The 17,240-nt window shown below is 42.5% G+C and carries 8 protein-coding genes; 4 read left to right on the forward strand and 4 right to left on the reverse strand.

What is annotated here, in order from left to right:
* The first annotated feature begins 16 nt into the window (after positions 1 to 16).
* From IM797_RS17745 to IM797_RS17760, 4 genes are all read left to right on the forward strand, one after another.
* Positions 17 to 3,631, forward strand: a complete 3,615-nt coding sequence (locus IM797_RS17745) for a SusC/RagA family TonB-linked outer membrane protein (RefSeq protein ID WP_194128494.1) — start codon at positions 17 to 19, stop codon at positions 3,629 to 3,631.
* Positions 3,632 to 3,675: 44 nt separating this feature from the next.
* A complete protein-coding gene (locus tag IM797_RS17750; RefSeq protein ID WP_194128495.1) occupies positions 3,676 to 5,010 on the forward strand; it encodes a RagB/SusD family nutrient uptake outer membrane protein in 1,335 nt (444 codons plus the stop codon).
* Positions 5,011 to 5,018: 8 nt separating this feature from the next.
* Complete coding sequence (locus IM797_RS17755; RefSeq protein WP_228098934.1) at positions 5,019 to 6,497, forward strand: TlpA disulfide reductase family protein; 1,479 nt, start codon at positions 5,019 to 5,021, stop codon at positions 6,495 to 6,497.
* A 138-nt stretch (positions 6,498 to 6,635) separates the two neighbouring features.
* Positions 6,636 to 8,774: an ATP-binding protein gene (locus IM797_RS17760; RefSeq protein WP_194128496.1), complete on the forward strand. Its 2,139-nt coding sequence runs from the start codon at positions 6,636 to 6,638 to the stop codon at positions 8,772 to 8,774.
* 21 nt (positions 8,775 to 8,795) lie between these two features.
* On the opposite strand, the gene IM797_RS17765 is transcribed toward IM797_RS17760, so the two are convergent.
* The 4 genes from IM797_RS17765 to IM797_RS17780 are packed head-to-tail and all read right to left on the reverse strand — an operon-like array spanning position 8,796 to position 17,233.
* Positions 8,796 to 11,111, reverse strand: coding sequence for a chondroitinase-B domain-containing protein (locus IM797_RS17765; RefSeq protein WP_194128497.1), 2,316 nt, complete (start codon positions 11,109 to 11,111; stop codon positions 8,796 to 8,798).
* Between the two features lie 2 nt (positions 11,112 to 11,113).
* A complete protein-coding gene (locus tag IM797_RS17770; protein ID WP_194128498.1) occupies positions 11,114 to 12,403 on the reverse strand; it encodes a hypothetical protein in 1,290 nt (429 codons plus the stop codon).
* 10 nt (positions 12,404 to 12,413) lie between these two features.
* Complete coding sequence (locus tag IM797_RS17775) at positions 12,414 to 14,003, reverse strand: RagB/SusD family nutrient uptake outer membrane protein (RefSeq protein WP_194128499.1); 1,590 nt, start codon at positions 14,001 to 14,003, stop codon at positions 12,414 to 12,416.
* Between the two features lie 26 nt (positions 14,004 to 14,029).
* Positions 14,030 to 17,233 carry a TonB-dependent receptor gene (locus IM797_RS17780; protein ID WP_194128500.1) on the reverse strand — a complete coding sequence of 1,068 codons (3,204 nt, stop codon included), beginning with the start codon at positions 17,231 to 17,233 and terminating at the stop codon, positions 14,030 to 14,032.
* Between the last annotated feature and the right edge of the window lie 7 nt (positions 17,234 to 17,240).

The raw sequence follows: 17,240 nt of genomic DNA on the forward strand, positions 1-17,240 counted from the left end.
AAAACCAAACGAAGGTATGAAACTATTTACGCAATCCCGAAAGATTGCTTTACAAACGCTATTGCCCAAAGAAAATGGGCAGTTAAAAAGAATACTAAGAATCATGAAGCTAACTGCTGTTCTCATTCTTATAGCCTGTTTACAGGTTGGAGCCACCACATATGCACAAAAAGTTACCTTGAAAGCGCATAACGTGGCGCTGGAAAATGTACTGAAAGAAATCAAAAAGCAAACGGGGTACACTTTCTTATACAGTAATGAGCTGATGAAGAAAGCCAATAAAGTCTCTGTTGAACTGAATAACGTGGTGATTAAGGATGCTTTAAATGATGTTTTTAAAGCACAACCTTTGAATTATAGCTTCAATGAAAAGACAATTCTCATCATCGAGAAGCGAGCCTCAATTTGGGATAAGGTGAATGACATCCTCATGCGGATGCGGGTTCAGGGGAAGGTTGTTGATTCTGTAGGTAACCCGTTGGCAGGTGCAAGTGTTAAAATTGTAGGACAAAATGTTTCGCGCTCTACCAATAGCAATGGAGAATTTATACTTGAAAATGTACAAAGCGGTGATGTGTTGCGGATTTCTTATCTGGGTTTTCAACCTGTAGATCGTCGGATCAACGGTAATGAAAACAAGCCTATTGTTGTCGTTTTACAAAGAGATATTACCCAGCTGCAGCAGGTGGCCGTTATTTCTACAGGTTATCAAAAAGTAAATAAAAGCCAGCTGACAGGAGCAGCAAGCACCATTGGTGAAAAGGATTACAACCAGCGTGTAGCCGTAACGGGTAATTTTTTAGAAAATCTGGAAGGTAAAGTGCCTGGGTTAGTCTATAATGGTATTTCTGGAGAGATTTCCATCAGGGGGGTGAGTACTTTTGATGCTGTTAAACGTCCTTTAATTGTGGTTGACGGCTTTCCTACTGAAATCGATCTGAGTACAATTAACCCAAATGATGTGGTCTCAGTATCCGTACTTCGTGATGCCGCCGCCGCATCTATTTACGGTGTACAGGCATCTAACGGGGTAATTGTTGTAGAAACCCGTCGTGGTAAATCCGGTAAACCCGTATTTAATTTCAGAAGCACTTCCGCATTTCAATCTAAACCGGATTTTGGTTATATGAAATACATGGGCTCTGAAGAATTTGTGCAGTTGAATAGGGATTATGTAAAAACAGGTAACGATGCAAGTTATTTTTATGACGATTATACCCCAATGGATCCGGTAAGGAAAGTGCTGTTTGATCAGGAGGATGGATTATTGACAGAACAACAGGCCAATGAAAAAATTGCTGCCATTGGATCTTACAATAATTTGTCTGATTATAAACGCCTGTTTTATCAGAATCGTTTAGTCAAACAAATCAACCTGGATGTAAGCGGCGGAGGTGATAAAAGCACGTATCTTTTAGGATTGAATTATGTAGGTGAAAGACCTGACGAAATCAGATCTAAAAATAATCGCGTCATTTTGAATGTCGCCAATACCTATCAGTTTAACAAAACTTTCTCTTTTGATTTTAAAGGTATTTACACCAATAACCAACAGGAGTCTGGCAAAACGGCACCATACGCTGATTTGCTTCCATATGATCGTTTAATTGATGCCACCGGAACTGCCTTGCCAGCTACATTTGGGGAGCTTAAGGAATCATTTTATGCCATCAATGCAGCTTACAATGCCAAAGCTAAGGCAGTTGGTTTGTATGATCAGGCTTATTATCCTTATGAAGAGTTGTTTGCCAACACCAACAAACAATCTTTAAATTCATTCAGAGGTCAGGGACGCTTGAATGCGAAAATTACAAGTTGGTTGAATTTAGATCTGGGCGGAGCTTATGAAAACGAGCAGGGGATAAATGATCAGCTTCGGACGGAGAAAGCGTACAGTGTGCGTTACCTCATCAATTCTAAAGCAAAAAAAGATCCGGTAAAGGGTACACCTTTATTTATTGATTTGCCAAAAGGTGATTTTTTAACCAAGCAAACACTGAGAAAGGTTGATTATACCCTGCGTGGACAGTTCAATGCCAACTATTATTCCAAAGACAGCAAGCACAACATCTCCGGTATTTTAGGGATGGAGCAAAGAAAAACCCAGTCAGACTCCTATAAAACTACTTTTTTTGGATATGATGGTCAATCGCTCATCAACAAACCCGTTAACCTGCAGGTTCTGAATTCTACCATCACCCCTGTATTTCCTGAGGTGGGTAGTTATGGATCCAGGTTTAACAGTGCCAGCTATTACAGTGAAACTTATGATGACCGGAGGTTTCGTTCGTTGTATGGACAGGCTACTTATGTGTATGACCGTCGTTATGTGGCAACGGGAAGCTTGCGTATAGACCAGTCGAACCTTTTCGGGGTAGATCCAAAATATAAAAACAAGCCATTGTGGTCTGCCGGCTTAAACTGGGTAATTAATGAAGAGGCTTTTATGAAGCCCCTGGAATGGGTAAATACGCTACAACTTCGCGCGGCAACCGGATTTAATGGAAATGTGCCAAGTAGTTTCAATGGCCCGTTCTTGTTGTTGAATTCCAGATTGAATACCATGTTTAGTTCGACGGAGTTATTTTACGATGTACTTTCTCCGGAAAATCAATCCATCCGTTGGGAAACTACACACAATTACAATGTGGGGTTAGATTATGGATTATTGGACAATCGCTTGACGGGATCGGTAGATGTCTACTATAAAAAAACAAAGGATGTATTCGGAATTCTGTCTGCAGATCCGACACTTGGATTTAACCAGTATAACGCGAATACTGCTGCTATAGAAAATAAAGGTTTGGAATTGATGATCAGTAGTTTGAATGTAGCTACTTCAGGGTTCAACTGGCGTACAGGTTTGACGGCTGCTTTCAATAAAAATAAAGTACTTGCCGTTCAGCCTAAAGACAAAACTTCGTCTTATGACATTGTTACCGGAACTGATCTTCAGAAAGGATATCCGATGAATGCCGTTTTCAGTTATAAATATGCAGGTTTAAATGCATTGGGCCAACCTGGTGTGTACGATCGGAATGGCGACATTAAAATTATGAACACCTATGGTGATGCCATCGTCGATGTGGATTTTGAAGACCTGAAGTACAGCGGTACAACAACCCCCAAATATGTCATCGGATTAAATAATCAATTCACAATTGGCGCATTTGATTTCTCTTTCCTGTTTATGTATTACGGAGGGCATATCATGCGCGTACAAGCACCCAATCCGGATGATATGAATTACAATTTCCCGCTACAGGGTTCTGCCGGTTACTGGAAAGTAAAAGGGGATGAACTCAAAACCAATATACCCGGATTTCCTGAGTACGGAACTCCAGGGGATTTTAGTTATGCGGCCAGATATGGATATACCTATGGAGATACTTTTGTAAGGAAGGCCGATTACATCAGATTGAGGGATGTAATTTTGACCTATAACCTGAAAAATGCCATGCTCAAAAAGATTGGATTGAGCAACAGTCAGATCCGTTTTCAGGCTCAGAATCCATTTAAATATACGTTTAGTGGTAATGATGTGGATCCAGAGTTTATCGACAAAAGAACTGGTGAGCGGAGTTTACCACAGCGTCCGTTCTACAGTTTAACCTTGTCAACGAACTTCTAACGATCCATATTATTTTAGAATATTTTACTGTTAATCACAAACACATGAAAAAAATATTATACTGCATTTTTAGTGCACTTGTGCTGTTTAGTCTGAGCTCCTGCAAGGACTTTCTAGAAGTAAAGCCGAAAGGGGTAATCCTTCCTGAAAAGGTTTCAGATTACGAAAGTATGCTGTTCTCATTTACCATGACACAGACTTTCCCTTCAGCCTTGTTATATTGTACAGACGACTTTTATGGGGATTATAGTGCTGTGGATAGAAGTATTGCCGCAAACTCATATTACTGGCGCGAGGAACTGGATCTGAACGATCAGGTAAGTCCTGTAATCTGGGGGCAGTTGTACCGCGTGATTTACGATGCCAATGTCATTGTTAAGCATGTGATGGCTGCAAAAGATGGCAGCACGGAGAAGAAAAAAGAAGTACTTGCCGAAGCGCTATTGGTTCGTTCGGATGCCTATTTTACCTTGCTTACCGCTTTTGCCAAGGCTTATGACCCAGCAACAGCAGTAAACGACTTGGGATTGCCACTTGTCTCCTCTACTGTTGTCACAGAAACTGCTCCGGGCAGGTCTACATTAAAATCAACAATGGATACAATCATCAGCAATACACTACAGGCAGAAAAAGACCTGCCTTTAAGTTCGGTCAACCGTTATCGCGCTACGAAAGCCGGGGCGCAGGGCTTTCTGTCCAGGGTGTATCTGTACATGGGGGATTACCCAAATGCTGCGAAATATGCAGATCTGGCTTTAAAAGCAAGTCATGCCCTGATAGATTACAATGCGATTTCTAATAAGAACGGCATACCGATCTCTGATTTAAACCCAGAGATTTTGTGGCAGCGGGCCAGTGAAGAATACGGCGTGCCTACTTTTATGTTGTATTCGGATCAGTTGAAAACCTTTTTTAATGCAAACGATATCCGTTATGCTTTTCTGACGGTAAGCAATTCCAAAGGTTTAAACCGGGCAGCTCCTCCCGGGCGGGCAAATTTTGGTGTGACCTTTCCTGAGCTTTATCTAACGCTTGCTGAAGCTGCTGCGCGTGCAGAAAACATTGGCAAAGCGATGGAGATGCTGAATAAAATCAGAAAGGTACGGATCAAAACTGCGGCTTATCAGGCTGCCACAGCAGCCAATCCAGAAGCTGCGCTTGCCCTTGTACTTGCTGAACGCAGAAGGGAACTGGCTTATAGCGGATTGCGGTGGATGGATATGAAGCGGTTGGATAAAGAAGGACGTATGCCTGAGGTAATCCGGACCAATAAGCAAACCGGAGCGGTGCTGGCCACTTTAAAGCCGCATAGCAAAATGTATACTTTGCAGATACCGGCGAGGGTAAGACAGTTTAATCCTAAAATGGAAATCAATTAAAGAAACCAATGATGAATAAAATTAAATTATTAGCCCTGTTGTGTTTTGCGGGTGTTGTTGATGCTGCTGCTCAAAGCGGATCTATACGTTTACATGGTAAGCTGGAAAAACCAGGATTAGATAGCATGTATCTTTCTGATGTTTCCGGACGGATCAAATCCATTCCAGTTGCCAAAGACGGTACTTTCAATGCCAATCTTCCAAAGATCAATAAAGGGTTTTACGCACTGACCGAAATAGGTAATGTATTTCTTGAGCCGGGATATGATTTGACTGTTGCATTTTCGCCGCTTAAAGGATATACTTTTTCAGGAAAGGGTGCACTTGAAAACAACTTAATTCCGGAAATACAAAAATCCATTACCAGGTTTCTTCCGGTAAAAAGAAGAGGGGAGAATTATGAATTGTATGATGTTCCGGTGCAAAAATATATTGCGGGAATAGCCGATTATAAAGCGCTGGTACCTAAGCTGGCCTCAGCTTCAAAAAATGAGTTTTTCAAACGGATTATGATCGGTGATGCCGATGCGTATACACGCGATGTTTCAGGTTTGTATACCTTGTATTATGGCGTGGATTCAGCAAAACAAGCTCGTTTTTATAAAATACTGGAAGCTCCCGGAGATCATTCAAAGCTCAAATGGGATTCTCTTTTCAATGACATGTACAAGGTGAAAATGACAGCTGAAGAAAAGCGGAAAATGGAAGATTTTACTACTGAGGGCCTGGATTTAAACAATGAAGAATTGTATCGCAACTCTGCGATGTACCGTAGCCTGGTTACAGCTGGTATTGGTAAGTTGAAGTACAAGCCTAAATATAGTAACTTGTTAAAAAGCAATACCCGGGGCCTGGTGGAACTGGCGATCATTAATGATCTGCTGACCAATCCTTTTATCAAATCTTCGGCTCAATATTATGAAATCAGCAATTTGATTAAACAGGGTGGAAATACAGCACTTATAGATTCTGTATACCTGGATTATGCGGCTAAAGTTGAAAATAAAGCTTATAAAAAGCAACTGGAACAGGTTTATAACAATTACAAACGATTTTCTGATCATGCCCTGGCGCCAGCATTTGATTATGAACAGCCCAATGGAGATCGGGTATCTTTAACTTCTTTACTCGGAAAATATGTGTACATTGATGTATGGGCTACCTGGTGTGGACCATGTAAACGTGAAATTCCGCACCTGACAGAAATAGAAGAAAAGTATAAAAACAAAAATATTCATTTTGTGAGCCTTTCTGTAGATGTTCAGAAAGACAAACAAAAATGGAAAGATTTCGTAGCAGATAATCATTTGAAAGGAATTCAGTTGATCGCTGATCGCGCTTTTGATGCTGATTTCGTTAAAAAATTTAACATCAATTCCATTCCGAGATTTATATTGATCGATCCAAAAGGAAAAATTGTCTCTGCAAACGCCAAAAGACCTTCAGATCCTGAATTACAGAAACAATTTGATGAGCTGTTGAACTAAAACAGCTTTTATATCCCATTGTTTTTTTACCAATCCCTTGTCGTCATTAGAATTCCCCTGGCGGCAAGGGATTTTGTTAATTTTTAATGCTTAACTTTGAGGTGTTATGGTCATTCCATGAACTATTTCAAATAAATAATGAAAAATAAGCAACGTTCTTTTCTACTGATCTTTGGGCTAATCATTTTGTTTATTGTCTTATTGTTTAGAAACTCTGTCATTCAAAGATCTGAACAAAAGACGCTCCTCGCTACATTAGCTGAATTGGAAACCAATAATATCAACGTTTCCAGGTTGGATACCATTACTTTAAGTTTACAAACTGCCGAGAATAATTTCAGGATGTATACCGCTTTGTGGAAACCTGAATACTTTGTCAGGTATACTTCAGAAATTAAATTTATATCTGGTATGCTGGAGCGTATTGCGCAACAGGATCAGGAACAGATTTCCGGTGCCATAGTCGATGACCTGAAAAGCAAGCGTCACCAGATGGTTTTATATGGTGAAATCAAAAAACTGGTTGACTCGATAGCCAATATCAGTTTGCAAATCAATACCGGGGACATCAACGAAAGACTACTGACCGTAAAGCCTTATCCCATACCAAAATATAGAAAAACAGTAGTTGTTGAAGAAAAAAAGAAGGAACCGGAAGCGAAAAAGAAGAAATTTTTTCAACGCTTAAAAAGTGCAATTCTAAACAAATCGGATCAAAAAGACAGTGCTGCGACACTGAAGAAAACAGAAACTTCCTATGTAAATATTGACAATGGAATTGAGGCCTACAATAAGAAGCAGCTGGAACGAATCAGCAAATATTATAAAAGCTTACTGGAAAAGCAACGGGACAATTATGTAAAACTCACTGATCAGGAACAACGGATTTTAAAACTGAATGAACGGATCTTTGCCAATATCAAACGCTTGTTTAACGAGTTTAAGGATAACGAAGCAACTGGAAAGGCACGGAGGGCGGTTGCATTAAAAGACCAGGCTAAAAACTCCTTGGCGGCTATCGATCTTTCAGATAAAATGAACTTTGCATTGAATATTTTATCTTATGTTGTGATTTTGTTGTTGCTTTATAAGCTTTATCGCGCATACGACAGGACACTTAAAGCCAATAGGCTGGCCGCTGAACAGGTGGTTAGTAAATCCCGCTTCTTTACCAACATCAGTCACGAAATGCGAACTCCGCTAAACGCCATCATCGGCGTTTCGGAACAACTCAAATCGACACCTTTAAATGAAGATCAAAAAGCGATGTCCAAGCTTTTAGATACCTCATCTTCCATGTTGTTGTCTGCTGTAAACGAAGTACTGGATTTCTCGCGACTGGAAACCGGAAAACTGTCTTTAGCCAAGACGCCTTTCAGTTATAAACGAATTTTATCAGAAATTGTAGATACGACAAAAGTACTTGCCGACCAGAAGAACCTGTTGCTGGAGTTGGACCAAACCAAAGCAAAGGATCTGATTTTGTATGGTGATCCGTACCGGTTGAAACAGATTGTGATGAACCTGACTGCAAATGCCATTAAGTTCACTGATAAAGGCAAAGTAACCATTAAAGTGGGGCTGAAAGAAGTGGATGCGGAACACGTCACCTTGCTGATTAGCGTTATTGACACTGGTATTGGCATATCGGCAGACAACCTGAGCGTCGTGTTTAACGAATTTTCGCAGGTGATCAATACCAAGCGGGTAGATTGGCAAAAGGGATCGGGACTTGGCTTATCAATCAGCAAAAAATTGGTAGACCTGCATAAAGGCAAGATTTCTGTAGAAAGTTCAGTAGGCAAGGGGACGACCTTCCATTTGGAATTGCCTTATGTCATTGCTGCAGATCAGAAAGCAGGTATGGAAACACAACAGGCTCCTGTAATTAGCAGCGACAGGTTCAAAAATATTCATTTACTGGTTGTAGATGATTCAGAAATGAACCTGCTGGTGATCAAAATGATCTTCAAAAAACAGGGAATTAGTTTTGATACTGCTGTGGATGGATTTGATGCTTTAAGCTGCATAGAAGGGCGACAGTATGATATGATCCTGACAGATATCCAAATGCCTAAAATGGATGGTTTAGAATTGACTCAAAAGATCAGGGCGATTGACGATCGCGCAAAATCGCATGTGCCAATTATCGCCATTACTGGTCAGATTTCTGCGGAATCACATGCGATTTATTTGTCCTCCGGTTTAAATGATTACATCATCAAGCCTTTTTCCGAAACGGAATTGATGGAGAAAATTCTGGATTACCTGCCTTAATTCATTGCCGGATCAGGGGCATCAGTTTGGTAAGATGCCCAGGGGTTGCTGGTCATTGGCCAATGGTGCTGCTTTCCAGAAAAAGTTTAAGTTTTTAGGATCAGCGTAACCGGGTTTCTGATGGTAAACGTGGCCGCCGGTAGCTTTGTTGTAAAAGGACTCTACTTTACCGGATTCATAAAAATTGCAGTAGTCAACCAGCAGCTGATCCCAACGATATTCCTGGAACTGTATAGAGCGTCCGCCCTGACCACTGAAAGAAAAATTACTATTGGTAACCGAAGCCTGCTGTGCCCCAATCAGGCGGATTACAGTGCCTTGTTCCCGGTTCTCCACTTCGTTAAACGTACAGTGGTCTATCGTTACAAAGGGCCCTAAAGTGCTTTCATCGTTTCCACCACGGTAAATGTTAATGGCACTGCCCAGTAAATTCGTAAACACGCAATTTTTAATGAGGGTGTTTTCAGCATTGTAAATTCCTTTGTCCTCTTTCTCTGCAGAAAGGTCAATGCCGGAGCCCGACATGTGGTGGAAAATGGAGTTTTGCACGATAAGGCTATCGGCCAGTGTGCTTTTTGAAGCTTTAAAACCCGCATTGGTACTTTCGTTAAAATCGTAAAACTCGCAATGGTCTATTGTCAGTTTATAGGGCCTGTTCATTGGCAGATCTGTAGAGCGGATACCTGCATCTACTGCTGAAAAACTTTCATACGTTCCCTGGAAGGAAATGTTTTTGACAACCAGGTCACCGCCATTGGCTATGCTGATGAAGGCATCGAAGGATTTAAAATAGCCATTGACGAATATCGGTCTGCTTTTTAACCTGGTGTCTGCCATGATCGTGAGTGGTTTGTCGATCACCAGTTCTTCGCTCATTTTATAGCGCCCTTCGCTTGACAGTACAATGGTGTCACCAGGTATAGCCGAATGAATAATTTTTGCTAGTGAACTGCTTTCTTCGGCACTCACCCTAAAGCTTTTCGATTTACGTACAGGAGGTATGGTTTTAGGATGATACCATGTAGCACCGGTAAATTGCTGCTGGATCAAAGGCAATTTCCTGATGTCTGCGCCATAAAAAGCATGGTACGGAAGATCGAAACCTTTTAGGTTCACCGTTTTGAGGGCTACTTTTTTAAAGCCTGGCCCGGCCTGGCCCGGATAACCAGCCTCCAGTCCGTTGTCAGACAAAATAATGCCTTTGTCCTGATTGGCATCGGTGTAAAATGTAGCGTTTTTACTTAAGATCAGGTTGTTTTTAAACGATACATTTTCAGGTCCGAGTGTACGCTCTGCGTCTTTGCCTGCACCAAAAAGAATGCTGGAACAATTGATAAAAGTATTTTTCTCAATCAGGGCATCTTTTACCTGGTAGTAGCGGTTGATGAGCGAATTGGGAACTCCATTTAATACCGCCAACGGCGCACGAAAGTTTGTCCCCTGAAGTTCATAAAATACATTGTTAACTACAGTTTGTTTTGGATTAATGACCCTCACACCCCCGGTAAAAGGTTTGTTGTTGCCAATAAAAAAGTTGCCGGATACCATATTTCCGGATCCATGCCGCAAAACCAATCCACCCTCACACTCCAGGAAAGTGTTGAAGCTGACCTTGTTTTCTCCAGATTTGATGGATACAATCTCAACCTCTCCATTGCAGCGTTCAAAAAAGTTGTAACAGATCTGGGTTTGCGATGCGGTAAGGGAGTACCTGGAAACACCGATGCGGATGGTTTCTCCGCCATTGCTGCCAAATCTTTGCCTGCCCTTGAAATAATTGCTGTCTATACTATGTTGATTGCGCTGACTGCGTTCGTCGTCCAGTTCTGCTATGATGACCGGACCGGCATTCAATTTATTGACGAATGTGGAATGGTCAATACGGTTGTTTTTCCCGTAAAGTGTAATCCAGGTATCTGATTTGAAACGTTGTGGCTGACTATAATCTTCAATCACAATATTGCTTACCCTGCAGTGATTGGCCAGCTGATCGTTATTGATCCTGAAAGAAATGACTTCTCTTTTCGGGGTATAACCGTTTTTGAAATGAAAGCCGCTGAAAATTAAATATTCAGCGCCCAGCTGGACATAGGAGTTGCCGCTGAAGGTTACGCCACCAGGATGTTGCGGCAGCACCACAATCGGCTTTGCTGCGGTACCCCGTCCTGTGAGCTGAATGACGGCATTTTTCCATTCTTTATCTTTCAGATAAATCGTATCGCCTGGAATGGCTTTGGAAACTGCATTTTTCAATTCCTGGGGCGTTTCAACCAGGATAGACTTAGCCTGAACATTTAAGCTCAGGCCAAGCAGGGTACATATTGCGAATATCCTCATCGTTATTTTTTAGAAACCATAATGTCAAATTTCATCGTGGAAAGCGCTGCGGTAGAAGCAATGTTAACCTCTTTTGCTCGCATCAGCTGATTGGTAAAGGTGCCATCTGCCTTTGGTACCCTGATCCAGATGAGGTAGGCCTGGGTCAGGTTAAATACGGCAGCAGCCTGATTGGCTACAATCGGATCAAATTTGGCAGTACTGCTACCCGGAACAGCAATATTTCCGAAGAATTCATCGCTGAGTTCTGTGATGGTATTGGCTGTGTAAGCCGCGTAAATGCGGTCAGCATCCGCTGTTCCTGGAATCAATACCCTGAACCTGGTTGCTTTCAGGTCAGCAGTATTTGGCTCCCAGATCAGGGTTCCGCATTTATAGTTCTTGGCAATGGTGCTGGTATTGGTTGGCGTATAAATGGTATAAATGCTGGTGCTGGTGCAGTAGCCTAAAAAGTCGACCTTAGCTTCCTGTCCGCTCACATTACAGGTGCCCAGCGTAGTGCCGGTTTCGCCAACAAAGAAGCTGTTGGTAGAAGGTGCCGCTGCGGTACCATTGGCCATCATGGTGATGTCCTGGTAAAAGTTGAAGGCCTTTAGTGGGATTTTAATTGCAGCCTCGGCCGTCAAATCGAAGTTATCGACAATCACAATTTTGAGATTGGCCGCATTTTTACGATAGGTATACACATAACTGATGTCCTGAGTTTTTGGACTGCCACTGATTGCAATTTTATTGACCAATGCAAAAGTACCCTGGTAGTCATCGTAAATGTTGATTTCCTTTAAGCCATTTTCGGAACCCGCTTTACCGGTAATGGTGATTTTATCATTCAGATCCGGCAATAAACTAGCCGGCACATTTTCCAGCTTAGGTAGGGGTGGTGTAAAGGCGGTAACTTTGATAAATCCTTCATAAGAGGTATTGTCCAGGTGTTTCACCATAATGCGGATTCCTTTTACAGCCTGCATTTTTGCCTGTGCATAGTTGGCTGCAGGAATTTTAAATGCGTAGGCATGTTGCTGTTCCACAGTTGGGGTACCAATGTAAATGAGTGAATCTGTGGTGTTGTTCCGAACCAGGTAGGCATAAATTAACTGGATCCCGGCAGGGGAGTTGAGTTCCGCACCAATTTCGGCATCCGGTGTAATTTGCTTGTTTGCGGTATTGAAAACAAAATCTTTTGTGTTCAGGGTGTCCGGAACTGAAGCGGCAGTTTTATCCTTTTTACAGGCACTGCAAATCAATATACCCAAGAGGCATACAGACAGTTTTAAGGTGTTTTTTATAGTCATATCCCTCTGATTAATAGCCTGGATTTTGTGTGATTTTTATTTGGTTGTTGGTGTCAATCTCCCGTTGCGGAACAGGCAGCAGCAACTTATCGGCAACCACGTTGGATTGCAGTTCAGCCAGGGTTACTGCGGGTCTGTAGGCCTTATAATGGGAATCAAACTCAGCGGCAAAATGATTTTTAATTACGGTGATGGCTTGTCCTGTACGGATCAGATCGAAATAACGTTGGTTTTCAAAAGCCAGTTCAACCCGTCGTTCATTGAGTAAGGCATTCAAAAACTTAGTGTCATCCGTAATTGCCCCGCTTGCAGCGGCATCACCAGGGTATTTATAAAAACCAGCGTTAAAATCACCAGATGCGTAATTCACCGCGCCAGCCCGTTCTCTGACCTGGTTGATCAGTCCTACCGAAGTCCCACTGGCTCCGTTGTAACCGGTAGCCTCGGCCTTCATCAACAGGACATCAGAAAAGCGGATCACCGGGAAGTCGTTCTCTGCATCAAATTTCACCAATACCGGGGAAAGGAACTTTTTGACATATAGTTTTGAACCATATTTGGCCATGGTTACATTTTTACGCTGATCTGTTGCACCTGTGGCAGGTGTTTTAAAAGTTCCATCCAACTCGTTTGTCGGAAAATTATAGCCTGTACCGTCACCATTGATGACTGCACTACCGCTTGAGGTTGGTGCAAAGTTATTGGCCATGGAATTACCCAGACCGAAACCTCCGGCTTTAAAGCGTACCGCAAAAAGTATCTCCCGGTTCATTTCATTGTTGATGGAGAACACATCGGCATATGCCGGAAGGAGGCCATAACCACTGTTGCTGATGACATCATCCAATAGTGGTATTGCATTTCCCTTATCCTGTAAGGTAAGGTATACCTTAGCCAGTAATGCTTTAGCTGCCCAGGTGGTCGCACGCCCAACATCGCCATTGGCAGTGTTTTGATAGGTTGTGGGCGACAAGAGGTCTTTAGCCGCAAGTAAATCTGCTTTGATCAAGGTATAACAGTCACTTAATGAAGCACGTTGGATACTCCGGGACTCCTGGGGGTCAACTGGTTCTGTAATGAGGAAAACGCCCCCGTACAAGCGTACCATATTGAAATAATGGTAGGCACGCAGGAAAAGCGCTTCTCCAGCCAATTGATTTTTCTGACCTGCAGTCATTTTCGCCGTTCCATCACCGATTTCAATTTTATTGCCTGTATATTTTACGCCCAGGCTTTGCAATACATAGTTAATGGAGCGGATATTTTTATAGGTACTCAACCAATATTGATACACTTTATCATGGGCCGAGTTCAGCGTAAACATATCCAGCTCATTGAATTCCACATTGATTGATGCGGTACTGTTGGCAACACCCTGCTTGGAATTGTCACTGCGCAGTTCAGTCAGCATCCACTCATATTCCAAAGGCTTTTGAAGTCCGTAATAACTTCCCGTCAATGCGGTCTTTGTCTCTTCGTAGTTTTTGTAAAAGTTGTCTACGCCAACATTAGAGATTGGATCAATGTCAATGATTTTGTTGCAGGCATGGAGTGTTCCTACCAATAAAAACCCCAGTGTGATATATTTTAAACTTTTCATTTTCGATTTTTTAAAGGTGCTCATGATCAGAAATTAACATCTAGTCCGAAAGTATAGGTCCTGGCTATTGGGAAGGCCCCACGTTGATAACCATCAATCAACGGTGATGCATACTGTGAAGACGTAGCCCTTGCTTCTGGATTAATGCCACGATAAGAACTGCCCATCAGGTACAGCAGGTTATCTACCGAACTATAGATTCTGATTCCACTAAGACCAAGTTTTTTGCTGAACTTCTGCGGTATGGCATAACCAAGGATGACGTTTCTGATTGAAGCATAAGACGCATCTTCCAATACGTAGTCTGTTAGCAACCAATTTTCACCATTGGTATAATACGGGGTTTTACCATCGCCCGGATTGGCTGCACTGATCCATCGGTTTTCGTTGAACTTCACATTGTATCTTCTGGATTCATTATAATTGGCGTCGCCATTGATCAGTTTGCCACCCTGCACGCCCTGCAGCAAAATGCTCAGGTCAAAACCTTTGTATTTAAAGGTATTGGTGATGCCCCAGGTAAAGTCTGGAAACGGACTGCCCAGGGTAGTGCGGTCGTTGATGTCAATTTTATTGTCGCCATTTACATCCACAAACTTTAAACCGCCAGCCTGGAAATATTTGGATAGGGTAGACGTTTGTCCGGCTGCTTTAGCTTCGTCAATCTGGGCCTGTGAGGTCCAGATGCCATCTGTTTTGTATCCGAAAAACTGGATGGCAGGCTGACCAAGAATTGCAGCATAAATCTCATTGCGCTCGCCATAATTGTACTGGTAGGGCTCACCACCCAGCTCTACCAGTTTATTCCTGTTGGCAGATAGGTTCAAAGTAGTCGTCCACTGAAAAGCAGGTGTTTTGAAGTTGTTGGAGGAGAGCTCTACTTCAAAACCATGATTTTTGATTTTCCCAGCATTGTTGATGTATTCAAAAGAACCGCTAAACGATTGGGTTGCTTGTTTGTAAAGCAATCGGTCGGTTAAGGAGCTGTAGTATTCCAGGGTTAAAGAAAAACGGTTCTTTAAAAAACTCACATCCAAACCGGTATTGTATTCAAAGGTTCTTTCCCAGGTGATGTTGCGGTTAGCCAATACATCACCATTTGGCGAAAGGCCCAGGTTTACCGATCCGGTACCGTTACCGAAGGAATAATTACCAGGATAAAGTAAGTTGGTGAAAGCGAAACTCTGGATTTTGTTATTGCCGGTAGCACCGTAGCTGGCGCGAAGTTTCATGTTGCTGATCCAATCCACCTTTTTCATAAAGGGCTCATTGGCAATTCCCCATCCTGCTGAAATGGCTGGGAAAGAGCCATATTTTTGCCCTTTGTAAAAGTAAGAACTGCCATCGGTACGGAAACTGGCCGATAACAGGTATTTGTCTTTGTAATCGTACGTGACACGACCCAGATAAGAGATCAGGCCAACCCGGTCTTTTAAGGTATTGGTTAAGGCCTGGTCAATTTGTCCGGCCTGGTTTAAGGTCTCGAAATTCTCTGTCGGGAAATTCCGCCCTACGATAGTCGACTCTTTAATTTTAGTTTGCTGGGTGGTATAACCCAATAATCCGGTAAAGCTGTGGTTGCCTTTTTTCAGACTGTAGTTTAAGGTATTTTCAAAAAGCAGATCCAGGTATTGGCGGGTATAAATTGTAGCTTCATTCACATCACCGTCTTTACGTGCACTGGTCTGGGTAAAAGTATTGTTCTCCTGTTGGGTATAATAACCACCTATAGAAGTTTTAAAAATCAGATTGGGTAATATTTTAACGCTCAAGTCACCTCCACCCAGCATTCTGTAGGTTTCCTGGTCCCGGTTTTCTCTTCCGGCAATGGAAACCGGCGTATTGTTGCTGGTAGCAAAAGGTTCAACCACACCGCTACTGGTCCAGAGTGTGCCATCGGGCATGGTACCCGAATATTGCAGACCGTTAAAATGCCTGGCTTGTACATAATCTCCTGGTAAAATGTCTGCCCATTGTGCGTTTTGGTGAACATATGCTGCAGTGAATTCATTGTGTCGCACGGGAAGAAAAGATCCAAAACGGAAGTAATCGGTAAAATTAACCGCTGGTCGCTGTGTTTTAATGTAAGAAGGATTAAAGTTTACACTAAATGTTACTGCTTTACCCAATGTACCGTCCAGTTTGGTTTTCATATTGATACGGCTGTTGTTGCTGAACTTCAATACCGCCTGATCTTTTTGTCCGCTGGCTGAGATGTAGTATTTCAGTTCTTTTTTACCACCTGAAATTCCCACCTGAATGTTTTGTATGGAAGCATCTTGCAGGGCTTCCTGTTGCCAGTCTGTCGGCCTGCCGCTGATTTGATTTTCAATTACATAAGCCGCTCTTTCTGCTGGTGTAATCAGGTTCTTTTGCGCAGTCGGAACAGTGGGGTCGTTTTCACGCAGTGCGGCTTCATCAAATAGCATTTTGGTATAGTCGGTAATGCTCATGATTTCATTAAGTGCATATGGTTTTTTAAAACCATAATAGCTTTTGAAGCTATACCTCGGCTTATCTGAAACACCGCTTTTTGTGGTAATCAGAATGACACCGTTGGCTGCCCTCGATCCGTAAATGGCACTGGAAGCCGCATCTTTAAGTACTTCAATGGATTCCACATCTTGTGGATTGACGAAAGACAAACCATCCGGTACCGGATAACCATCTACCACTACCAGGGGCTGTGAATTGGCACTGATGGAGCTGAAGCCCCTGACACGTACGATTGGCTCTGCACCAGATTCTGAGCTTACATTCTGGATGGTTACCCCGGCAATCTTTCCGATCAGGGCATTGTCCAGTCTCGTTGTCGGAATCTCATCCAGGTTGTCATTTTTTAGCTTGCTTACCGCTCCCGTAACCGACGACTTTTTCTGTGTTCCGTAACCGATGACAACCAGGGTTTCCATGTTATTTTGCAGCTCAACTAAAGTAATGGTCACGCTTTCACTCTTTTTTGCTGCATAGGCCTGCGGCTGATAGCCCAGGTAATTGATGAGTAACAGCTTTCCATTGTCCACCGTAATGCTAAAAGCTCCTTTGTTATCGGTTACGGTAGCTTGCTTTGAATCTTTCACTTTAACTGAAGCTCCGGGTAGGGGGGCGCCATCAGCGGTTTTTACCAGGCCCTGAATTTTTACCCTGTTCTGCGAAAATGCTGAACTGATACAGCAAAAACAGCTTGCCATAACCAGTAAAAAGCACTTGATGTAAACTTTTCTATTCATGTTTATT

It is taken from the genome of Pedobacter sp. MC2016-24 (genome assembly GCF_015223055.1).
Classification (GTDB): domain Bacteria; phylum Bacteroidota; class Bacteroidia; order Sphingobacteriales; family Sphingobacteriaceae; genus Pedobacter.